The following is a 21,922-nucleotide window of genomic DNA, read 5'->3' on the forward strand; positions in this document are numbered from 1 at the left end:
GCTAGCAAATCTAAGGAGAATAACAATAGAAATTATGAAAGTCGGAGATAATTTAGCATTACTGACAGACCTCTATGAGTTCACTATGTCAGCTGGTTTCCAACGTGCTCTAGACCGTGAACAACGTGGGGTATTTGACATTTTTTATCGTCAAGTCCCAGATAATGGGAGCTTTGTGATTGCTGCTGGGCTCCAACAGGCTTTGGAAGAAATCCAAAACATGCACTTTGCTAAAGAGGATATTGCTTATTTACGTTCATTGAACATATTTGATGAAGAGTTTTTGACTTATTTGCAGAATTTCAAAAACACATGTGATATCTGGGCAGTGCCAGAAGGAACCCCAATTTTTCCGCGGGAACCATTGATGACCATTCGTGGCCCGTTGATGGAAGCACAATTATATGAGACTTTCTTACTCAATATTTTAAATCACCAGACGCTAATTGCTTCCAAGGCACGGCGGATTACTGCTGCTGCTGCTGGGTTGCCAGTGATGGAGTTCGGTGCTCGTCGGGCTCAAGGACCAAGTTCAGCACTCTTTGGAGCGCGGGCTGCAATCATTGGTGGGGCAGTGGCTACTTCCAACGTACTGGCGGGGAAAAAATTTGATATTCCAGTTTCTGGAACGATGGCCCACAGTTGGATTGAGGCATTCGACTCTGAAATCGATGCTTTCAATGCATGGGCGGATATTTATCCAGATAATTGTTCTTTGTTGGTTGATACTTACGATATCCTGAATTCAGGAGTTCCTAATGCCATCAAGACATTTCAGCGGTTGAAAGGAGAAGGGCATAGCTCTTTTGGGATTCGGATTGATTCGGGGGATATTACCTCTCTTTCACGGCAAGCGCGGAAGATGCTGGATGAAGCAGGGTTCCCCGACGCTAAAATTACCATTTCCAACTCACTCAACGAAGAAATCATTTCTTCATTATTACACCAAGGTGCCCAAATTGACGCCTTGGGGGTAGGGGAAGAGTTGATTACCAGTTCTTCATCACCCGTGTTGAGTGGGGTATACAAATTAGCGGCGGTTGAACGCGATGGTGAATTGATTCCTAAGATTAAGTTGTCTGCTAGCCGGGGTAAACTAACATTACCAGGTTTGAAACAGGTCTATCGCCTCTATCATAAAGGAACTAATGAAGCCTTTGCTGATCTAATTGCGTTGAAAGATGAACGCTTGCCAATCGTTATTCATGCGGTGACAGCTGATCCGATGGCGATTAAACAAAATAAGTTACTGAATAATTTTGAGGCGCGCCCATTACAAACAGAGGTGATGAACGGTACGAAACTTTTGACCAGCACACCGGATGTGTTCGCAATTCAAAAGTTCAGTAAACAACAGTTAGCAGAGCTACCAGAAGCAACCCAGCGGCGGTTGAATCCAGATGAGTTCCCAGTGTATATCACACCGCAACTATATGCTTTGCAGCAAGCAGTTATCAGTCAATATACAGAAAATTACTAAGCAAAGAAACGCCCAGTTCAAAACCGGGCGTTTTTTACTTGTTATTAAGGAGGCGATCTTTAAGTAAAGCGACGCCGTAAAACAGTGCTTCAAGCACTGTGATGAAGAAACTAGCTGGCCAATTAGTCCAATAGCTCAACGCAAGTCCGAGCCAAATGCCGATCAAGACGAAGCTGAAGGTAAGCCCGATCATCTTGGGGAGAGAACTGGCAAAAAATTTAGCTGCCGAAGCGGGGATGGTCAGGAGGACAAAGATTAATAGGGCCCCGATAATTTGGGCTGTAATACTAACAGTCAAAGCTAACATTAATAAGAAAATTATTGAAACTAAGCGATTGGCCCGTTGGTTGAACTCAGCTCCTTGCGCGTCAAAAGAATTATAAGCTAAACGGCGGAACAAGAAGAAGGCTACCACTAACAGCAAGATGCTCAGCCAGATAAGGGTCCGGAGATTAGGGGCGGTGATCCCGATGATGCTTCCAAAGAGGATATTAGTGGCGTAACTTGCTTGCTTTTCAGAAAGGGATAAGAAGAGAATCCCCAATCCTAAGAATAAGCCTGAAAAGACACTAATGGATGCTTCACGGCGTCCGAGCTTTTCACCAGAAAAGCCAATAAATAAGGCACTGGTACAAGTGAAAAGGAGCATTCCTAAAATTGGCTCGAAACCGGCAAAAATAGCAAAGGAAGCGCCAGAAAAGCCAATTTCAGATAGAGTATGGGTAAAGAAGGAGGTTTGTCTAGCGACAACAAAGACCCCCATGAAACTACAGATAACAGCGATGAAGATTCCGGCAATGAATGCGTATCGCATAAAGTCGTAGTAAAACATTAATTTTGCGCCTCCTTTTTAGTCAAATGACCGGTCTGGTTTGCAAGGTGAAGTTCGTAATCAGCATAAGTAGTAATTAATTCAGGATCGTGAGTAATAAAAATAACCGTTAGATTGCGTTGAGGTATGATGCGCTTAAGCAAACGGAGGAGCTCATGCTTTGATTCTTGGTCCAAGTTGGCAGTCGCCTCATCCATAATTAGTAATTGTGGTTCAGCACAAAGGGCCTGTGCCAGGTAGGCACGTTGCTTTTCACCACCTGATGCCTTACCGAGGGGTTGGCGCGCAATCTTGGTTAGATTAGTTTCGTGTAAGAGGTCAGCCACGGTTTGTTTCATCCGTGGGGTATTCCAAGGGAGGAGTCGGTGTTTGAAACCAAGCGCTACGAAATCAGCAACACTTAAAGGATAGTCATCATCAATATTCCGTAACTGCGGAACGTATTGTACCTGGTCAGGAGTAAGATTGATGGTTACAGTGGCTGATTCCCGGTTGATATGACGCAGGAGGTATTTGATTAAAGTAGTCTTGCCGACACCATTTTCACCTGTGATACAAGTTAAAGCTCCTTGGGGAATCTCAAAGGATAGGTCTTTAAAGAGTTGCCGTTGAGGGATTCTAAGATCTAAATGATCAACTTGTAAAATATAATCCATAACTGCTTAATCAATTCCTTTCTGTATATTGCGAACTTGCATGAATTCATCTTTCATCCAGGAGAGATAATTCTTGCCTGGGGGCATAGTTTCTGTAACCTGGACCACCGGCACATGATGCTGGTGGCACAGTTTGACCAGTTGGTTAATGACTGGAGCGTCACTTTGGGTATTTTCAACGAAGAAGGCGATTCGGTGATGACGGATGTCAGCCTGGAGCTGGGCGATATCGTCATACGAAGGATCGGTTCCCTCTTCGATGGCTTGGGCAAAGTGCTGATTAATAACTTTGTAGCCCATCGTTGCTAGTGCATAATCAAAAACTGGTTCACTAACGGCTACTTTTTCCCCCTGGTTGTGGCGCTTAATCGTAGCTAAAAGGTCAGTTAGTTGCGATAGTTGTTGATTATAGGCTTTAGCATTGGCATAAAAGACAGCGCGATGTTGCGGTTGAATCTGACTGAATTCAGCTGCTAATTTCAGCGTCACTTTTTTCATCAGATCAGGCCGGTACCAGAGGTGTTCATTGGCACCAGGAGAAATATGGGCGATATCTTCGCCGACAGTGATATGGCGTTTGCTCGTCACTTTAGTAACCCAGGTGTCATAGCCGACCCCGTTAGATAAGACCAAATCACTGTCTTCAATCTTTCGAGCTGGTTTGATGGTGAGATCATATTCATGGGGATCAACGTTGGCACTGTCAATAATTGAGTAAACTTGTCCGTGATCTTTTAGGACAGCCTGTTCTAATTCACCATAAAAATTGGTGGTTGCTACAGCTTGAATCTTAGTCGTAGATTTAGTAGGTGTTCGCAAGCTACAACCGCTGATGATAATAGCACTAACTATCAGGAGCAAATTCAGCCAAACAAAGCGTATATACCGCAAGGGGATACCTCCTCATAAAATAAGTTCGAGTTAAATAGTAAACATTACTATCTAACCTGTCAATAGGGATATTTATCAAGGAAAAGGACAATTACGCTTTAGAAGGGGACTAAGGACAACAAAACCAGCAATTGAATGCTGGTAATTACGATTTAAATTATTTTTTGCCAGCCCATTCAGCGTAAAATTCGGCGAGGAATTCTTGCATGAAGCGGTGGCGGTGAGCAGCCATTTTTCGCCCGGTAGGGGTATTGAGCATAGCAGAGATTTTAAAAAGCTTCTCATCAAAATGATTGATGATCGTTTCATGGTCGAGGTTACGGTACTCTTCTTTGGACATATTATGCCGCGGTGGCATTGCAGGATCGTGGATTTTTTCACCATGAGCCCCACCAAAATAGACTGCCCGAATAATGCCGATTGCGCCGATAGCATCAAGCCAGTCCGCATCTTGAACAATTTGGCCCTCTAATGATAGGGAGGGGGTGTTTTTATTTAAAGTGCTGGCGAAAGACATATTGGTAATGATTACCATGATTTGTTCTACTTCAGTTGGGGTTAATCCAGTTGTACTTAGAAAAGTACGAACATGGGCTTGAGCTGCCTGAGGGTTGGCAACGAGTTTATCATCGATCACATCGTGAAGGTAAGCGGCTGCTAGAGTAATAAATAGGTTGGCTTGTTCTTGAGTAGCAATTTGCCGTGCAATCGCCACAACTCGTTGGATATGGTCGAAACCATGGCCGGTTCTATCGGCTTGGAGTTGGGCATGGGCATATTTTTGGATCGCGTTTAGTTGGACTTGATTCATCAGGACCACTCCTTCGATATAGATTAGGTCAATTATGGATAATCCCAGGGGTTAAATCAAGTAGTTACAAGTAGTTTACAATTTTTCTAATTAAAACTATAATAGTACTGTCTTAAGAGGGAGATGTTGTTCATGAATGAAGAGATTGCAATGACAAAAGGACAGCGAATGACTTTCATGTTTACCTTATTAATGGGGTCGTTTACGATGTCGATCAGTCAATCATCATTGTCAACTGCTTATCCAACGTTGATGCGGTATTTTGATGTTAGTGCCCCAACGATTCAGTGGCTGACTACAGGTTTTATGTTGATGATGTGTATTATGATGCCAGTTAGTCCGTGGTTGATGAATAATGTTAATTTCAAAGCACTCTATTTAGGGGTAATGATTCTATTCGAACTGGGGACACTGTTAATTGTTTTTGCACACAACTTTTGGTGGGCTCTAGGTGGGCGTCTCCTCGAAGGAATGGCTGTGGGAATTCGGTTTACAACTTTCCAAGCAGTCTTACTCTTAATCTCGCCCCGGAAAAATCGTGCTAAAACGATGGGGTTTGTTGGCCTGGTATTGGGGTCCGCATTAGCATGTGGTCCAATCATCTCAGGGATCGTACTTAATTATATGCGGTGGCAAAATCTCTTTTGGCTTTTTATGATCATTATTGCGATCTTGATTATCATGTCATTGTTTAGCATGCGCGATGTAGTTGAACGACACGAATACCAGTTAGATTTTGTGGCTGTGTTATATTCAGTTGGTTTGGTGGGCTTGTTATACTTCATCAATAGCTGGGGGAGCAGTCGGACTTTGTCCCCTTGGCTGGGCGGAGAGTTTGTCATAAGTGCAATCTTAACGGCCCTCTTTGTCCAGCGTAACCTCACTGCCCCTAAACCGATGTTGGACTTGAAAGTGCTTAGATATGGTAATTTTGATATTGGGATGCTCCTGACGGGGTTAGCCTATATCTCACTAATCGTCACAACAGTACTCTACCCGATGTTTTATCAAGATGTACTGGGGTATTCACCATTAGTTTCTGGTTTAGCTTTAGTTCCTCCAGCTATCTTATTGAGTATTCTCAATCCATTGACTGGCCGTTTGACTGGTAAATTAGGGATGAAGCGGACGTTGTTGATCGGAATGGTAATGATTTTAGCTGGTTGGGCTGGCTTAGAAATCTTCATGCAGCAGTTACACTTACTCAGCATGATCTTGCTGGCATGCTTGATTGAAGGGGGCAATGCTTTCGTAATGATGCCTGCAACTACTTTAGGCGCCAACTCTTTACCAGAGCACCTGATTCCCCACGGGACGGCTGTGACGACAACGATGCGACAAATATTAGGTAGTTTAGGGGTTGCTTTAGCGATGTTGCTAGTTACATATGCAGGGCATACAACTATGGAAAAAGCAGGATATGGATACGCATTTGGCTTCTTCTTTGCATTAGAGTTAGTCGGATTGATTCTGGCTTTGATGATTAAAGAACAACGAACGGCGTGAGTGAGTAAAGCGTAAATAATGGGAAATTTGCTGGCAAAAAAAGCGAGTGAATTTCCCATTATTTTTTTGTAGAGATACTTGATTTCTCTAGGGTGGTGGCTTGTATTTCCTAGCTAAGTTTCTTATACTTATAACAGTGTGTGAAACATTGGGAAGCACTGTGTTTCACAAAAATATAACGAAGGAAAAAACTATGAATCCAGAAGAATTTCAACAGGCAGTGGCAGCACAAGGGATCATACTGACTGAGCAACAAATGGCACAGTTTGCGCTGTACTATCGGTTGCTGGTCAAGACTAATGAGCAGGTTAACTTGACTGCCATCACAGCAGAAAGTGAAGTTTATTTGAAACATTTTTATGATTCGTTGACGGCTGCGATTGCAGTACCTGAAATACGAACCCAAGCGCTCAGTTTAGCAGACGTTGGGGCGGGAGCAGGTTTCCCGTCAATCCCGTTAAAAATCGCCTTTCCGCAGTTGCGGGTGACGATTATTGATTCTTTAAACAAGCGCATTAACTTTCTTCAAACGCTGGTTGATGAATTAGGGTTAACGGATGTTACGCTTGTTCATGCACGGGCAGAAGAATTTGGGGGTAAAAAGAGTGCTAGTCGGGAAACTTTTGACCTGGTAACCGCACGGGCAGTGGCCCGGATGAGTGTCCTGAGTGAGTTTTGTTTACCCCTCGTGCGAGTAGGGGGGCAATTTGTGGCATTGAAAGCCCAAAAAGCCCCTGATGAACTCCATGATGCCCAGTATGCAATTGCCAAACTAGGCGGTAAAATCGAAGCTGATAAGCAAATGACTTTGCCCCAAACAGGCGATGAGCGGCACATTGTGATAGTATCCAAGGTTCAACCGACACCACGGCAATATCCACGTAAAGCTGGTACACCTGCCCGTAAACCGTTGGTAGCACCAGAAAAAAACTAGGGGTGACAGTATGGCATGGTCTTTTTTTAAGAGTAAAAAAGAAGAGGTTGATCAAACAAAGAGCGTGCAGGAAATAGCAGTAGCGCAAATTGTTCCGAATCGTTATCAACCCCGAAAAGAATTTAGTGAACAAAATATTCAGGAGTTGGCGGAAACAATCCAAAAACACGGGTTATTGCAACCAATTGTGATCCGCGAGTATGAACCAGAACACTATGAAATCATTGCGGGGGAACGACGTTTTCGAGCCGTTTCGTATTTAGGTTGGGAAAAAATTCCGGCCTTAGTCAAAGAGATGACGGATAGTGAATCTGCCTCGATGTCGATTATTGAGAATCTCCAACGGGAAGAACTAACTGCAATTGAAGAGGCTCAAGCCTACCAACGGCTGATGAAGCTCAACCAGATGACCCAGGTAGAATTGGCAAAAGTGATCGGCAAAAGCCAATCATTTGTTGCCAACAAGATGCGCTTGTTGCGTTTGGCACCAGCAGTTCAACGGGTGATGCTCAAGCGGGAGTTGACTGAGCGCCACGGGCGGTGTTTGGTTGGATTGGATGAAGCGACCCAGGTAGCGGTGATGAAAAAGATTCTGGCTGAACATCTTTCAGTTAAGGAAACTGAAGCAGTAGTCAGTACTTATAAGAAGCCACGCCCTAAGCGGACCAAGAAGAAGCGTTCAATTCGTGGGAAGACAAGTGATCCGCGGCTGGCGGTCAATACAATCCGGAAATCAGTCAAAATGATTACTGATACCGGCTTGGATATCCATACCGTTGAGGAAGAACACGAAGGTTTTCGGCGGATTATCATTGATATTCCTGTTGATAAACCAGCGGGAAAGTAGAAAGGATGGCAACTGTGGGAACTGTTATTGCATTTGCAAATCAAAAAGGTGGCGTCGGCAAGACTACAACCAGTGTAAACTTGGGAGCTTGCCTGGCGGAAGCAGGAAAAAAAGTACTATTAATTGATACGGATGCCCAGGGGAATGCTACTAGTGGCCTGGGAGTACGCAAAGCAGATATTGACCAAGATATTTATGACGTTTTGGTCAATGAAGTTCCGATCGCGGATGTGATCAAGCATACGCAACGGGAAAACTACGATGTGGTGCCAGCAACGATCCAGTTGTCGGGGGCAGAAATCGAATTAACTTCGCAGATGGCGCGGGAAAAGCGGTTAGCAGATGCAGTGGCAACGATCAAAGATCAATACGATTATATTCTGATCGACTGTCCCCCATCACTGGGTTTACTGACTATCAACGCGTTTACAACTAGTGATTCAATTTTGATTCCCGTTCAAGCAGAATACTATGCTTTGGAAGGGTTGAGCCAGTTGATGAATACGATTCACCTGGTTCAGAAGCACTTCAATCCAGAATTGAAGATTGAAGGGGTCTTGATGACTATGTTAGATGCACGGACTAACCTGGGAAATGAAGTGGTGGCTGAAGTGCGGAACTATTTCAAAGATAAGGTATATCAGACGGTAATCTCACGTAACGTACGCTTATCTGAAGCTCCATCACACGGGATGGCGATCATTGATTATGATCCAAAGTCCAAGGGTGCAGAACAGTATCGGTCCTTGACCAAGGAGGTGCTTGCAGCTCATGACGAATAAAAAGAATAACCACGGCTTGGGACGAGGGATTGCAGCTCTTTTCCAGGATGTTGACGCAGAAAATCCGGCGGATGATGAAAAGGTTCTGGAGTTAGCGATCGCTGATATCCGGCCGAACCCTTACCAACCACGGAAAACTTTCAACGAAGAAGCGCTGGCAGAATTGGCGGCATCGATTAAAAAAGATGGGGTTTTCCAGCCGATTATTGTACGTAAGTCACAAGTTAAGGGTTATGAAATTATTGCTGGGGAACGTCGCTTCCGCGCCTCTAAGCTAGTACAAAAGAAAACTATTCCAGCGATCATTCGTGAGTTCAACGAAGAACAAATGATGGAAGTGGCTGTCTTGGAGAACTTGCAACGGGAAGACTTGACACCGTTGGAAGAAGCCCAAGCATATGCGACGTTGATGGAAAGACTGAATCTAACCCAAAATGAAGTTTCACAACGTCTAGGAAAGTCGCGACCATATATTGCTAACTACCTACGGCTCTTGGGCCTACCTGCATCCGTTAAAACGATGCTTCAAAAAGAGCAATTGTCGATGGGACAAGCGCGGACGTTGCTGGGGGTTAAAGACCAGAAAAAATTGGTAGCCTTAGCTAAAAGAACGGTCGCAGAAGGGTTAACTGTTCGTCAATTAGAACAATTGGTTCAAAAGGCTAACGGTAAGCAACCAGCAAAGAAACGGAGTAAAACCAAAGCCAATCCATATGAGCAATATTACCGGCAAAGCGAACAACTCTTAGGCGAGAAGTTCGGGACGAAGGTTGCTATCAAGAATAGTAAATCGGGACACAAGGGAAAAATTGAAATTGACTACTTGTCAACAGATGACTTCAACCGCATTATGGATGTTTTGGGGATCCATCTGGATTAGAGTTAAGGGGGACAAGCTGATGTATGAACTCCATGATATTGTTGAGATGAAAAAACCCCATCCATGTGGTGCCAACCGCTGGGAAATCATCCGGATGGGGATGGACATTAAGATTCAATGTACCCAGTGTGGGCGGTTGGTAATGTTGCCCCGGCGGCAGTTTGACAAACGACTGAAGCGGGTATTAGAAAAGGCTCAGGACTAAACCGGAGTTAAGAAGCAAGCTAAATAAGTAAGGAAAGAGTGAAATAAAACATGGCATTAACTGCAGGGATTGTTGGGTTACCAAACGTTGGTAAATCAACTTTATTTAACGCGATTACTAAAGCGGGGGCTGAAATGGCCAACTATCCGTTCGCCACTATTGATCCAAACGTGGGGATGGTTGAGGTGCCAGATAAGCGCTTGGCACGGATTGATGAAATCGTGCCAGCTAAGAAGATCGTGCACACTACATTTGAGTTTACTGATATTGCTGGGATCGTAAAGGGTGCTAGCAAGGGTGAAGGCTTGGGGAATAAGTTTTTGGAAAACATTCGCCAAACTGATGCCATTGTTCACGTAGTGCGGGCATTCGATGATGATAATATTACTCACGTTACTGGACGGGTAGATCCGATTGATGATATTGATACGATCAACCTGGAATTAGTTTTAGCAGATTTGGATGCTGTTAACCGGCGTTTGGCTAAAGTTGAACGGGCAGCTAAGGGGCCAGATAAGGAAGCTAAAGCAGAGTTGGCTGTTCTCCAAAAGATCAAGCCTGTTTTGGAAGCCGGAAAGAGTGTCCGGACCATTGAATTTAGTGATGCTGAAAAAGTGATCGTTAAGCGGTTATTCCTGCTGACGACAAAGCCAGTTTTATACGTTGCCAACATTGCTGAAGAAGATATGGCTAACCCAGACGGCAACAAATATATGGCAGCGATCAAGGAACATGTCAAGGATGAAGGAGCCGAAGTGATCGGAGTGGCTGCAGCGTCTGAAGAAGAAATTGCAGAAATGGACGACGATGAAAAGGCTGAATTCTTGGAAATGGAAGGAGTCGAAGAACCAGGTTTGAACCGCTTGATTCGGGCTTCTTACAAGTTGTTGGGGCTGGAAACATTCTTTACTGCCGGGGGTAAGGAAACACGGGCCTGGACCTTTAAACATGGGACTAAAGCTCCCCAAGCAGCTGGTATTATTCACTCTGACTTCGAACGGGGCTTCATTCGGGCCGAAGTAGTGTCCTTTGAAGACTTGAACAAGTACGGTAGTATGCAAGCAGTTCGTGAAGCAGGCCGGTTACGCTTAGAAGGTAAAGACTATGTGGTCCAAGACGGTGACATTATTGAATTCCGGTTCAACGTTTAGTGGCAGAGAGTGATAGGAGGAACTGATCGTGGCAGAAGAAAAGACAGCAAGAGAAAAAAATGCCGAAACACAAGCATTGCGGAAGAAGCGGCAAGCAGAGCGGGAATTACAACAAACCCAAGCACGCTTGGATCGGTATGCAGGTTTAACCAATAAGAACGAAGATTATATGTATAAGTTGGACAAGGCATTGGATGAAATGCACTATGATCCAGCTAAAAAAGATGAAGTCATCGGAGCAATGATGACTGAACTTCAAGAAAAACAAAAGCAAGGGATCACTGCTGTTAAGCTGTATGGCCCAGTGAGCCAAAAGGCTGATGAAATCGTGAATGGTCCTAAGAAAAAGGAAGTTAAGCGTGGTAATGGAGTGAACCAGACATTCCTGGAAGCAGCCCTAGATAACGGGACAATGATGTTTACCTTGTTCTGCTTGATGTTTGCGTTGATTGGCTTGTTCAGTAAGAAAGAAGCCCAAGCTGCAAGCAGTGGTTGGTTGACAGTTGTGCTGATTTCTGTGATTACTGGGGTAACCATGGCAGTCTTTACAACTAGTTTGTCTAAGTACAATACCAAAGGATGGGTAAAGATCACAACGGCATTGGCTACGTTGGTGGTAATGTGGCTCTTCATGTTCATTATCATTTCCCTAATACCACAGTCAATCAACCCACCATTGCCAGGAATCGTTTACTTTATCCTGGCAACAGTCGGGTACTTTGTACGTTTCTTCATGAAGAAGAAATTCAACTTCCGACCAAATATTTTCTAAAAGTAAAGCTATAATATTAAAAACGCCCAGTAGGATGTGAAACCTGCTGGGCGTTTTTGTGTGGGGAAGCGCTTATGAACGAATATTACGGATCATTAATTATCCCTGCTTCCTGTAAGATTTTAAGGTGGTAGGAACGGTTTGACTTACTCATGTTTAGGGAGACTTCAATTTCACCACATGAGTGAGCTCCCTGATGGTGGTAGAGATAACGGATGATTTCAATCCGTTTAACTTCTGCCAGTGCTTAAAAATTTTGACGAGATATTGGTCTTGTTTTAATAGTTCAATAGTCATGGAACTATCATGGGATAAAACTTACTTATTGACAATCAAATTAAAAAAGAAAAATTGTGCAACAAAAAAACCGGCATAACGCCGGTTTTTTCCTGCCTGTTAATCAGGCAATGCAGTTATTAGTTGTTGTAACGATCGTCGTTCTTAGCAACTTCTGCATCGTAAACTTCACCGTAAGCAACAACCTTGTCGCCTTCTTGCTTGAAGTATACACCTTGGATTTCTGGAGCGAATCCAGGGAAGTTGTTGATACCATCTTGTAAGATAGTGAAGTACTTAACAGCAGTTTCTGACCACTTTTCACCTGGTGCTACACAGAATACTCCTGGAGGGTATGGAAGAGCACCTTCGAGGGCGATTTCGCCTTCGATCTTGTTCAATGGAACAAGCTTGTTGTGGTTGCGGATGAATTCTTGACGAGCTTCGTATGGAAGCATACCTTGTTCTGGGAAGAATTCACGTAAGAAGAGACGCTTCTGGTATGTGAACGTGTTGTTGTTCTTGTAGAAGTCGTGCAATTCTTGGCAAAGTTCACGGATAGTGTAGCCATTGTAACGTTCTTCGTTAGCAGCGTAGATTGAAGGAAGAACTTGCTTCAATGGAGCATCTTCTTCGATCAAGCGTTGTAATTGAAGAAGTTGAGTGATCAGGTTGTTCATCTTAGCTGGAGTTTCAGCTGGAGTCATCAAGAACAAGATAGAGTTCAAGTCAGACTTTTCAGGGATGATACCGTGGTCACGTAAGTAGTTAGCAACGATAGTAGCTGGAACACCGAAGTCTTCGTAGTCACCAGTTTCTGGGTTGATACCAGGTGTAGTTAACATGAACTTGTTTGGATCAACGTAGTATTGGTTGTCGCCGTAGCCTTCGTAAGCATGCCACTTAGCACCCTTTTCAAAGCGCCAGTAGTCAATGTTGTTAGCCATATCTTCAGTGTCGCCATCTTCCCACTTCTTGCCGTTAACAACAGGTGGAACGAATGGACGGAACATTGAACCAGCCTTGATCAACTTCTTACGAGCTTCAATGGTAGTAATCAGAAGGTCATGCCATAACTTGCGACCTGCTTCGCCTTCTTGCATAGCAGCGTTAACGTCTAATGCTGCATACATTGGGTAGAATGGTGAAGTAGACATGAACAAGTTGAAGGAGTTGTTAAAGTGCTTGTGGTCACAGTAACGTAATTGACCCTTGATGTGGCTATCCTTCTTGTGGATTTGTGAAGTTTGTGAGAAGCCGGCTTGTTGCTTGTGAACTGATTGAACAACAATGATACCAGGATCTTCTGGACCAAGGTCATCAATCAATAATGGTGAAGAGTTACGCATCATAGGAATGAATTGTTCGTAACCTACCCAAGCAGAGTCGAATTCGATGTAATCACAAAGGTGACCGATACGCTTTACAACTTCGTGTGCGTTGTAGATAGTACCATCGTAAGTACCTAATTGGATAACAGCCAGACGGAATGGACGCTTCCACTTAGCACGTTCTGGGTCAACCTTAGCTGCCAGTTCACGGATCTTCTTTTCATCGAAGTCGCTGTCGTAGATACCACCGATGAAGCCGTATGGGTTACGGTTTGTTTGGAGGTAAACAGGACGGCCACCAGCCATAGCTAAAGCTGAGTTGTAAACGGACTTGTGGTTGTTCCGGTCGAACAATACCAAGTCGCCGTTAGAAACTAAAGCAGATGTTACAGTGTTGTTAGCGTTGGAAGAACCACCTAAAACGAAGTAAGTCTTGTCAGCGTTGTAAACACGTGCAGCATGCTTTTCAGCAGCAACAGCAGGACCTTCGTGGATCAGCAAGTCACCCAAGGCAACGTCAGCGTTACATAAGTCTGCACGGAAGACAGTTTCGCCGAAGAAGTCGTAGAATTCACGACCAGCTGGGTGCTTTCTGTAGTATTGACCACCTTGGTGACCTGGGCAGTCGAATTGGATTAAACCACGGCTAACGTATTCTTTCAATGACTTGAAGAATGGTGGTAAAATGCTGTCTTCGTAGTTGTTAACAGCAGTTTCGATTTCACGAGCGTTAACAGTAGCATCAAATTTGTTTTCCAAATCAATGATGTGGAAAATCTTCTTCAGCTCATCAGCACTGATAGCTTGGGCATCCTTAGTTACGGCAAAAACAGGAATACCAAACTTAGTTGCATCAGCAGCGTCGATGACATCTGTTTCGTAATCCATTGCGATAACAGCACCGACATCAGTAAAATCAGAGCCTACAGCATCGACAACAACGCGGTCAGTATCGAAATATTGACGCGCTTCTTGAGTCGAAGCAATTTTAAGAGAAGAACTCATCATAAAACCTCCTAAAAATATGTAAATCCGTAATTACAACACACTATGTGATGTAACCGAATTCAACTTGAATACATAATCTAGTATAAACCATTATTGATTTTAATCAAGGCGGAATCATCCTTATTTTTCTTTAAAAGAATAAAAAAATAGAACTAAAAATTAATGGGAACAAATGCCGTCGTATAAGTAAAGGTAACGGTTACTTTAAAAGTGAAAAAGGGAATGTTTGCAACTGAGACAATAATGAGAATGTGTATAAAAAGGCGGATGCGAATTATTGCGGAACTAGGGGGCTTTGTGGATCAAATATAACTAATTACTGTTTATATATGAAATATTAATCTTTTTCGATTTAAATAAGAAAGTTGTAAAGCGAAATGTTTGTAATTTACCCGTCTAAAGTGGCTTGAACGGGAAGGGGACAACTTAGGTATGTTCATATTATATAATCATAATCTGTTATTAATAGTTAAATAATTACTATATTTCAATGAGAAAGGTGCTAATTTGCCCCCCAATGAATTTTAAATTATTTTTACCAGATGATTTTTATCGGATAACTTCATGGAAAGATAGTTACTAATCAATCGTTTTACCCTATAATAGGGACAGTAGGATTATATATTGGAGGGCATTATGGAAAATAATACTGCTAGTTTAAAACTGTTTGCATTGAACTCAAATCCAGGATTATCACAAAAGATTGCTGCCGAATTGGGAGCAGATCTATGCAGTGCTTCAGTTAAGCATTTTAGCGATGGTGAAATTCAAATCAACATTGATGAAAGTGTCCGGGGAGCGGATGTCTTCGTTGTGCAATCAATTTCTGACCCAGTTAATGAAAACTTCATGGAATTGATGATTATGATCGATGCTTTGCGGCGCGCAAGTGCTGAAACAATTAATGTTGTGATTCCTTATTATGGATATGCACGGGCAGACCGGAAAGCGCGTGCACGGGAACCGATCACCGCTAAGATGGTGGCTAATTTCATTCAAACAGCAGGTGCTGATCGGGTAGTTTCTATGGATTTGCATGCTGGTCAGCTCCAAGGCTTCTTCAATATTCCAGTCGACCACTTGCTGGCAATTTTTACCCAAGTGGATTATTTCAAGAAGATTGGTCTCGACAAGGATGTTGTGGTGATTGCGCCAGATCATAGCAGTGCCAAGAAAGCACGGAACATGGCCCAACTACTCAAAGCACCAATTGCAATTATTGATAAGCGGGATGAGAATTCTCTGGAAACAATTCATGATCAGACGGTTATTGGCAACGTTGCCGGTAAGAACTGCATCATCCTGGATGATATGATTGATACCGGTGTTCGGATGACAGATGCGGCCAAAGCATTGAAGATGGCTAATGCCAAGGATATCTATGCCTGCGCAACACACGCTGTTTTCTCTGGCAAAGCTGTAGAAAGCTTGCGTGATTCTGATATCAAGCAAGTGATTGTGACAGACACGATTGCTATTCCGGAAGAAAAGCAATTCGACCAACTCAAGGTGTTATCCGTAGCGCCAGTATTTGCTCAAGCAATTTCGCTGATTTACCATAATCAGTCGGTCGATAGTCTATTTGAACAACACGAAGTTTAATTCTTGCGATAAATATAATAGAGCGGGAAGCACACGAAAAATGTGCTCCCCGCTTTTTTGTTTATCGGGTAATTGTTAATTTTCCATCATTCAATGTATAAATTTTATCGGCAAAATCTTTGAGGCGCAGGTCGTGAGTTACCACTACTACTGCCTTGTGTTGCTGATGTGCAACGGCCTGTAAAAGTTGACCCGTTTCACGTACCCGTGGACTGTCAAGAGCAGCAGTTGGCTCATCAGCTAAAATGATTGCTGGATCGGCATATAATGCCCGTGCGATTGCTACCCGCTGTTTCTGCCCACCAGATAGCTGCTCCGGGAATTTATGCTTGAGCTCGGCAATGCCTAGTTGTTTCAACAAGCGATCCAGTTCTTGTGGCGAAAGATTCCCTCTTTTGACTCGGTCAACTAGAGCAAACTGATCAGCGACATCAAGGTAAGGCACTAAGCTGGATGACTGGAGAACAAAGCCAATTTTATTCAGGCGAACTTGTTCCCGCTGTTGGGGAGTTAACTGATCGATTTGCTGGTCTGCGATGCTTACCGTACCTGTGGACGGTGTTTGCAGACCACCGGCAATCGTTAAAAAGGTACTCTTGCCGGAACCAGAGGGACCTAAGATAAGCACTAGTTCACCATATTCAGCTTGAAAATCAAGATCTTTTAGCACATGAACACGTGCGGACCCAGACCCAAAAAACTTATTGATATTGTGTAAATGAATTGCTGTCATAAAATTAACCTCCAATTACTGTGATTGGATCGACTTTAGCTATTACACGACCAGGGATCAGTGCCCCAAGGAAGGCCATTAAGAGCAGCCCCAGTGCCCCTAAACCTAGTAGGGGGAGGTCAAATGACACGGGGACACCAGCTGGTAAAGCCAAATCTGTTCCGTATGTTAAAAGGGTTCCGATAACAAGTCCGATTACAGTGAGCAAACCAGCCTGCAATAAAGTGGCAGTAACCAGCAAGCGGGCAGGAATCCCTTGAGCTCGGAGAACCGCATAGTTGGGTAACTTTTGCATTGTAATAATGTATAGAAAAACAGCGATGATAATGAGTGAGATCACTAGTAAAAAACCAATCATAAAAATGAAGGTGCTATTTTGAGCCGCATATCCCGGTAATTTTGCAATGAAGTCAGCAACAGGGTATGTTTTCGAGTTGGCAGATGGAGCCGGGAGGTTTTTGTGGGAACTAACTAGTGCACTGCCACCAAAAGTTGCTGGTAATTGGCGAATATTAGCCCACGCAGCAATGTTTCCGTAAATGACGGGTGTAACACTCATCTTAGCGTTATGAGTAAAGCCAACAATAGTATATTTTTGTGGATCAGAGTTAAAGGTAAACTGGTCGCCAATTTTCAGACCTTTATCTGCCAGGCTATCATCGACCACTAGCTGGTATTTTCCACGCAGCTGGTGACCAGTAGTGATCTTTATCTGGGAGGCAAGAGCTTGATTAGGATTGATCCCGATAAAAGTTCCAGAGATATTGGCATGGTGCGGACGTTTAGCAACAATGGTTGCCTGACCGATAACAGATACCTGGTGATTTTGTGTTCCTTTAGCGACTTCTTGGTTAGTTAGAAGGGATTGACGTAGGTTGGTATCAGCATCTTTGTTGAGGACAATCTTTTTGATTTGCCATGAATCAATGGCAGCGGTATTTTGGTTGGCTAAACCAGAAGCCAGACCGGTTAAAATGAAAATCATATAAGAAATTAGGGCAATCATTGCAATAACGAGCCCATACCGGAGTTTTTCGTGGCGTAATTCTTTTAATGCTAAAAACATAGTCAATCCTCCTCTGAAAATAAGTGCTTTAAGGCTGTATTAAGTCGGGTCAAAATCAACGCTTGAGTGGCAGAATCCGATGTGGCAATAGCCTCGCGCAGGGCTGCATGGCTCAGGGTAGCAGCAGCCCATGTTTTTGCATCAGAATCTAGTGGTACTGATGTGGAGACATTTTGTTCATTAAATAAAAGATGGTTCTTGATAAATAAAAAGTATTCACTAGCTACCGCTTGTTCAAGGAAGGAGCGGGTAAAGTTAGTATAGGTGGCAGCTGAGTGTGCAACTGGCGGAGCAGGAATGGTGCGATGAATTGTTTGGATTGCTAGTTGGTAAACAAAGTGATAAGCATCATTTAAATCAGTGAAATATTTATAAAAAGCCCCGCGCGCGATCGCAGCCTCTTTAACGATGGGGGCTACTTGAGCATCGGCCAGGGGATGGTGCGAGAACTCTGTGACCAGAGCATGGATGATCCGGTCCTTTTTCGGTGTGGGTAGGTTTAAAAAAGTCGAACTAGGCATAATTTCTCTCCTGTATTCTTTAGCATCTATGTGACACGATGTCACTTTTAAAATCAAGAATACCACAAAGTGACACGGTGTCAACTAAAATGTGGGAGGGTTGACAAAAAGTAAGTGTTCTTATGATATATGCATGTGCATACAAATTAATAATCAGGAGGAAACTATTATGAAGAAAATTTTAGTTTTAGGGGCTGCTGGACAAATTGCGCGTCAATTTAGTCAACGGCTATTGGCCGAAACGGACATGGAACTTGTCTTATATGGGCGGAATATCAGTACCCGTCTGGCTGCGTTAAAAGGAGATCGGGTTAGCCTGGTTGATGGGACTTTCCAAAACCAAAAGGCACTAATGCAGGCCTTGCAAGGCGTTGACTTAGTTTATTTAAATGCGATGTCTGATGCTCAGGCAACTCAAACAATCATTAACGCGATGAAGCAGGTAGGAGTTACCCACTGATCGGGGCTACAATTGCGGGGACAGAAGGAGAAGTACCTCAACCACTGGTAGGCTGGACCGAAGCTAATTTACCGGCTGCTTATATTGCTTCAATCTCAGGCACAGTGACCGGGCCAGGACAAGCTATTTATTCGGCAACTAAAGCGGCTGTCATCATGATGAGTGAGGCGTTGGCTGATGAGGTAGCACCGTTTGGGATCCAGGTAACTGCTGTTGGTCCTAGCGGAGTGCGCACTGACTTTTTGGATGACCGTTCGATGAAACGGCCCCAAAAGCAACTGCCAGAATACCAGGTGGTACGGCAAACAATGGCCGGCTTGGCCCAACTCAATCACAACCAAAGTGGGGACCCTGAATTGGTCGGCCAGGCAATCATTACCCTGGCTCAAATGGAAGAAATGCCGCGGCGACTGTATCTGGGCAACTGGTCTTTAGGCGCCCTCCAGCAAAAAATCGGAACGTTGGTAGAAGAAATTAACCGTAACGTTGCTTTGAGTCAAAGTATTGACTGGCCAGTAGAATAAAAAGTTTCCTCCTTGATTTGTGGTATAATCGAACAAAATTAGCGGGAGTGGTGAAAGAATGGAAAATGAATCAATGCCAGTGTCAGCTCAGATCACAGCTGCAGACCTAGCACGGTACGAACAGGAATTAGCCGCGTATCCGGGAGCAGAGCCGTTGGCCAGAGCAGTTCAAAACACTGGAGTGGTCGAAGCTAGCAAGAATTTTGCGGCTAAGCAACATCTGGACCATGTCTTTTCAGTTGAAGTTAAGACTGGCAAGGTTACCAACCAGAAGCAATCAGGACGTTGCTGGTTGTTTGCAACCCTGAATACGTTGCGTCATCAGTTAGTACAAGAGTTAAACTTGAAAGACTTCGAGTTTTCTCAAAACTACAATGCTTTCTATGATCGGCTTGAAAAGGCTAATGCATTTTATGAACGGATCATTGCTACAGCCGACCGTCCCCTTAACGATCGGTTAGTCCAGTGGAACCTGAGCTGGAATGACAGTGACGGCGGGCAGTGGTCCAATGCGGTAGCATTGATTGAAAAGTACGGACTGGTGCCCAAGAGTGCGATGGAAGAAACTTTTACCAGCTCTAACACTGCCGGGTTAAATACAACCCTGCAATGGAAGCTTCGGCGCGATGCCATGTTTTTACGGCGAATGATAGCTGCCGGTCAAACTCCGGCTGCAGTTGCTGAACAAAAACAGGCCTTTTTGAGTGAGGTTTACCGGATGTTAGTTTTTGCCTTTGGTAAACCAGTTGAAAAATTTGATTTCGAATACCGAGACAAGGATAACAACTACCACATTGTGCGGAACCTAACTCCACAGGAATTCTATGCCAAGTACATTAAAGTTGACTTTAATGATTATGTTTGTTTGACAGACGCACCGGACCACGAGTTAGGTAAGGTATATTCCCTTCCAAGCCAAGATTATATTGCTGGTGGTCGGACGAACCAATTCGTAATTGTGGATACAGCAGCGTTAAAGCAGGCGACAATTGCGCAGCTACAAGCGGGTGAGACAGCTTGGTTTGGATGTGATGTGGGCGCGGATTCTGACCGTAAGGCCGGGATTTTAGACCCAGATTTCTTCAAGCAAGATGAACTCTTTGGGGTGGATTTGAGTTTCTCCAAACAGGATCGGCTCGCCAGCGGGCAGGGGGAAGTTTCCCATGCAATGACGATGACAGGCGTTGATCTGGTTGAAGATCAACCAACGAAATGGAAAGTTGAAAACTCGTGGGGTGACAAGCCTGGGCAAGCGGGATATTTCATTATGACTGATAAATGGTTTGATAATTATATGTATGAAGTGATCATTAACAAGAAGTACCTGACCCCGGCACAAAAGGAATTGTTGCACCAAGAACCTATTCCATTGGCACCTTGGGACTCATTGAAATAGGCTGTTGGGTTAAGCACTGACAGGAAAATATGATGGATCTTTGCAACTAATATTGGTAAAGAGCGACGGGGCTGGGAGAAAACTTTATTTTCTCTCAGCCTCGTTCTTTTTATATCCAGATTTTGCCAAAAAGGAATTTTATTTACCAACAGTTGAAATGAAGATTTGCTCTGGTAGCAATTATGACACGGCATATAGTAAAATATGCGCGTTTCACAAGAGAAGAACCCTGGTTTTAAGCCTTTTTGAAAAGCACATATTTTTTAATATATCGTGTCAGCTAGAAAAAGTAGGCGGAGAAAAGATAATGACTGCTTAAATTATTTGGACATGAAACCTAGCTTGTTTGCGAAAGGAAACATATTCTGCTGCCAAGATCCAGCCATAGTTATTTTTTGCTTGTCAACTATCTCTTGTATGCTTTATATTAAAAATAATTTCAGGTATTTGCAGGCGAAACCGGATAAACTTTGCCGTCGTTGGAAAGGAAAACTTACATGAGAGTTAATATTTTGCAGCATACGCCGAATGAAGGACCCGGGACTATTCAAGATTGGGCCCATGCACATGGACACGCAGTGTACATTTATCATCCGGCGACCTTTGGCCGGTTGCCTCAAGCAGACGAAACAGATATGCTAGTGATTTTGGGTAGTCCCCAAAGTCCCAACGATGATTTACCTTGGGTCAAGGCGGAGCGAGATTTGATTCGGGAACTATTGGCCCAAAATAAACCGCTCTTTGGCGCTTGTTTTGGGGCCCAACAGATTGCTTATACTCAGGGAGCCCGGGTACATGCGGCTCCACATAAAGAAGTTGGGTGGGCATCGGTCTATTTGCAAACTGACGTGATTCCGGGCTTGCCAGCAACGGTGGAAGTATTGCATTGGCACCAAGAAATGTTTGAAATTCCTACGGGAGCAAAGTTGCTATTCAGTAGTGATCTGGTTGCCAACCAGGGTTTCTTGTTGAAAGATAATGTAATTGGTTTACAATTTCATTTTGAACCAGCGTTGGATAATGTGCGCGAAATTGCCATTAACGATGCTACTTATCCAGATGACAATAATGATCTGCACCAAACGGCAGCAGAAATTATTGCTCATGGCGTTCCAGCGCAAAATCGACAAGTGATGTTCCAGTTATTAGACTACTTAGTGTCACAAAAATAACCCTTTAGGGGCTGACGGAGTGATCTTTTAGTGATCGCGCCGCAGCTCCTTTTTGTTTTCTGCTAAAATGAGTCATGGACAATTAT

The 21,922-nt window shown here is 43.7% G+C and carries 23 protein-coding genes; 14 read left to right on the top strand and 9 right to left on the bottom strand.

Annotated features, from left to right (window positions below; genetic code table 11):
- Nucleotides 1-34: 34 nt before the first annotated feature.
- Entirely contained in the window at nt 35-1,480 is a 1,446-nt protein-coding gene (locus tag V3C97_RS00515; RefSeq protein ID WP_009553955.1) for a nicotinate phosphoribosyltransferase, read from the top strand.
- A 34-nt stretch (nt 1,481-1,514) separates the two neighbouring features.
- Here the strand turns inward: V3C97_RS00515 and V3C97_RS00520 are convergent, their stop codons facing one another.
- The 4 genes from V3C97_RS00520 to V3C97_RS00535 form a co-directional block, all read right to left on the bottom strand.
- On the bottom strand, nt 1,515-2,312 hold the full coding sequence (locus V3C97_RS00520; RefSeq protein ID WP_338434250.1) for a metal ABC transporter permease: 798 nt from the start codon (nt 2,310-2,312) through the stop codon (nt 1,515-1,517).
- Nucleotides 2,312-2,968, bottom strand: coding sequence for a metal ABC transporter ATP-binding protein (locus tag V3C97_RS00525; protein WP_338434251.1), 657 nt, complete (start codon nt 2,966-2,968; stop codon nt 2,312-2,314). Before V3C97_RS00525 ends, V3C97_RS00520 begins: the two co-directional genes overlap by 1 nt.
- 6 nt (nt 2,969-2,974) lie before the next feature.
- Nucleotides 2,975-3,859, bottom strand: a complete 885-nt coding sequence (locus V3C97_RS00530; protein WP_338434252.1) for a metal ABC transporter solute-binding protein, Zn/Mn family — start codon at nt 3,857-3,859, stop codon at nt 2,975-2,977.
- Between the two features lie 157 nt (nt 3,860-4,016).
- Complete coding sequence (locus V3C97_RS00535; protein ID WP_338434253.1) at nt 4,017-4,670, bottom strand: HD domain-containing protein; 654 nt, start codon at nt 4,668-4,670, stop codon at nt 4,017-4,019.
- A gap of 132 nt (nt 4,671-4,802) precedes the next feature.
- On the opposite strand from V3C97_RS00535, the gene V3C97_RS00540 reads away from it, so the two are divergent.
- The 8 genes from V3C97_RS00540 (at nt 4,803) to V3C97_RS00575 (ending at nt 11,747) form a co-directional block, all read left to right on the top strand.
- On the top strand, nt 4,803-6,176 hold the full coding sequence (locus V3C97_RS00540) for an MFS transporter (RefSeq protein ID WP_338434254.1): 1,374 nt from the start codon (nt 4,803-4,805) through the stop codon (nt 6,174-6,176).
- A 193-nt stretch (nt 6,177-6,369) separates the two neighbouring features.
- Nucleotides 6,370-7,110 carry a 16S rRNA (guanine(527)-N(7))-methyltransferase RsmG gene (gene rsmG, locus V3C97_RS00545; protein ID WP_338434255.1) on the top strand — a complete coding sequence of 247 codons (741 nt, stop codon included), beginning with the start codon at nt 6,370-6,372 and terminating at the stop codon, nt 7,108-7,110.
- A gap of 10 nt (nt 7,111-7,120) precedes the next feature.
- Nucleotides 7,121-7,957 carry a nucleoid occlusion protein gene (noc, locus tag V3C97_RS00550; protein WP_338434256.1) on the top strand — a complete coding sequence of 279 codons (837 nt, stop codon included), beginning with the start codon at nt 7,121-7,123 and terminating at the stop codon, nt 7,955-7,957.
- A 14-nt stretch (nt 7,958-7,971) separates the two neighbouring features.
- A complete protein-coding gene (locus tag V3C97_RS00555; protein WP_009553947.1) occupies nt 7,972-8,739 on the top strand; it encodes a ParA family protein in 768 nt (255 codons plus the stop codon).
- Nucleotides 8,729-9,619, top strand: a complete 891-nt coding sequence (locus V3C97_RS00560; RefSeq protein ID WP_338434257.1) for a ParB/RepB/Spo0J family partition protein — start codon at nt 8,729-8,731, stop codon at nt 9,617-9,619. Before V3C97_RS00555 ends, V3C97_RS00560 begins: the two co-directional genes overlap by 11 nt.
- Before the next feature lie 19 nt (nt 9,620-9,638).
- Nucleotides 9,639-9,824, top strand: a complete 186-nt coding sequence (locus V3C97_RS00565; RefSeq protein WP_216543732.1) for a DUF951 domain-containing protein — start codon at nt 9,639-9,641, stop codon at nt 9,822-9,824.
- A 50-nt stretch (nt 9,825-9,874) separates the two neighbouring features.
- Nucleotides 9,875-10,975, top strand: coding sequence for a redox-regulated ATPase YchF (ychF, locus tag V3C97_RS00570; protein WP_338434258.1), 1,101 nt, complete (start codon nt 9,875-9,877; stop codon nt 10,973-10,975).
- A gap of 28 nt (nt 10,976-11,003) precedes the next feature.
- Nucleotides 11,004-11,747 carry a DUF1129 family protein gene (locus V3C97_RS00575; RefSeq protein ID WP_338434259.1) on the top strand — a complete coding sequence of 248 codons (744 nt, stop codon included), beginning with the start codon at nt 11,004-11,006 and terminating at the stop codon, nt 11,745-11,747.
- 85 nt (nt 11,748-11,832) lie between these two features.
- On the opposite strand, the gene V3C97_RS07810 is transcribed toward V3C97_RS00575, so the two are convergent.
- Together V3C97_RS07810 and speC are read right to left on the bottom strand one after the other, a co-directional pair.
- Nucleotides 11,833-11,991, bottom strand: coding sequence for an ArsR/SmtB family transcription factor (locus tag V3C97_RS07810; RefSeq protein ID WP_422392856.1), 159 nt, complete (start codon nt 11,989-11,991; stop codon nt 11,833-11,835).
- Nucleotides 11,992-12,163: 172 nt separating this feature from the next.
- Entirely contained in the window at nt 12,164-14,359 is a 2,196-nt protein-coding gene (gene speC / locus V3C97_RS00580) for an ornithine decarboxylase (protein WP_009553942.1), read from the bottom strand.
- Between the two features lie 639 nt (nt 14,360-14,998).
- Between speC and V3C97_RS00585 the strand changes: the two genes are divergently transcribed.
- Complete coding sequence (locus V3C97_RS00585) at nt 14,999-15,964, top strand: ribose-phosphate pyrophosphokinase (protein WP_338434260.1); 966 nt, start codon at nt 14,999-15,001, stop codon at nt 15,962-15,964.
- Between the two features lie 61 nt (nt 15,965-16,025).
- On the opposite strand, the gene V3C97_RS00590 is transcribed toward V3C97_RS00585, so the two are convergent.
- From V3C97_RS00590 to V3C97_RS00600, 3 genes are read right to left on the bottom strand one after another with little or no spacing between them, the layout of a single operon-like run.
- The gene (locus V3C97_RS00590) at nt 16,026-16,697 is read right to left on the bottom strand and encodes an ABC transporter ATP-binding protein (protein ID WP_338434261.1); all 672 of its coding nucleotides are present in this window, start codon (nt 16,695-16,697) and stop codon (nt 16,026-16,028) included.
- A gap of 4 nt (nt 16,698-16,701) precedes the next feature.
- Nucleotides 16,702-17,763 (bottom strand): ABC transporter permease, encoded by a 1,062-nt coding sequence (locus V3C97_RS00595; RefSeq protein WP_027826631.1) that lies wholly within the window; start codon nt 17,761-17,763, stop codon nt 16,702-16,704.
- Nucleotides 17,764-17,765: 2 nt separating this feature from the next.
- Nucleotides 17,766-18,284: a TetR/AcrR family transcriptional regulator gene (locus V3C97_RS00600; protein WP_009553938.1), complete on the bottom strand. Its 519-nt coding sequence runs from the start codon at nt 18,282-18,284 to the stop codon at nt 17,766-17,768.
- Between the two features lie 169 nt (nt 18,285-18,453).
- Here V3C97_RS00600 and V3C97_RS00605 point away from each other — a divergent pair, with 169 nt between their 5' ends.
- The 4 genes from V3C97_RS00605 to V3C97_RS00620 all read left to right on the top strand — a co-directional run bounded on the left by V3C97_RS00605 (nt 18,454) and on the right by V3C97_RS00620 (nt 21,836).
- Nucleotides 18,454-18,744 carry an NAD(P)H-binding protein gene (locus tag V3C97_RS00605; protein WP_338434262.1) on the top strand — a complete coding sequence of 97 codons (291 nt, stop codon included), beginning with the start codon at nt 18,454-18,456 and terminating at the stop codon, nt 18,742-18,744.
- 104 nt (nt 18,745-18,848) lie between these two features.
- On the top strand, nt 18,849-19,268 hold the full coding sequence (locus V3C97_RS00610) for an SDR family NAD(P)-dependent oxidoreductase (RefSeq protein ID WP_317294435.1): 420 nt from the start codon (nt 18,849-18,851) through the stop codon (nt 19,266-19,268).
- A 58-nt stretch (nt 19,269-19,326) separates the two neighbouring features.
- The gene (locus V3C97_RS00615) at nt 19,327-20,664 is read left to right on the top strand and encodes a C1 family peptidase (protein ID WP_268889198.1); all 1,338 of its coding nucleotides are present in this window, start codon (nt 19,327-19,329) and stop codon (nt 20,662-20,664) included.
- 497 nt (nt 20,665-21,161) lie between these two features.
- A complete protein-coding gene (locus V3C97_RS00620; RefSeq protein WP_283590254.1) occupies nt 21,162-21,836 on the top strand; it encodes a type 1 glutamine amidotransferase in 675 nt (224 codons plus the stop codon).
- Nucleotides 21,837-21,922 lie beyond the last annotated feature (86 nt).

This window comes from Ligilactobacillus saerimneri (genome assembly GCF_036689625.1).
Lineage (GTDB): Bacteria > Bacillota > Bacilli > Lactobacillales > Lactobacillaceae > Ligilactobacillus > Ligilactobacillus saerimneri.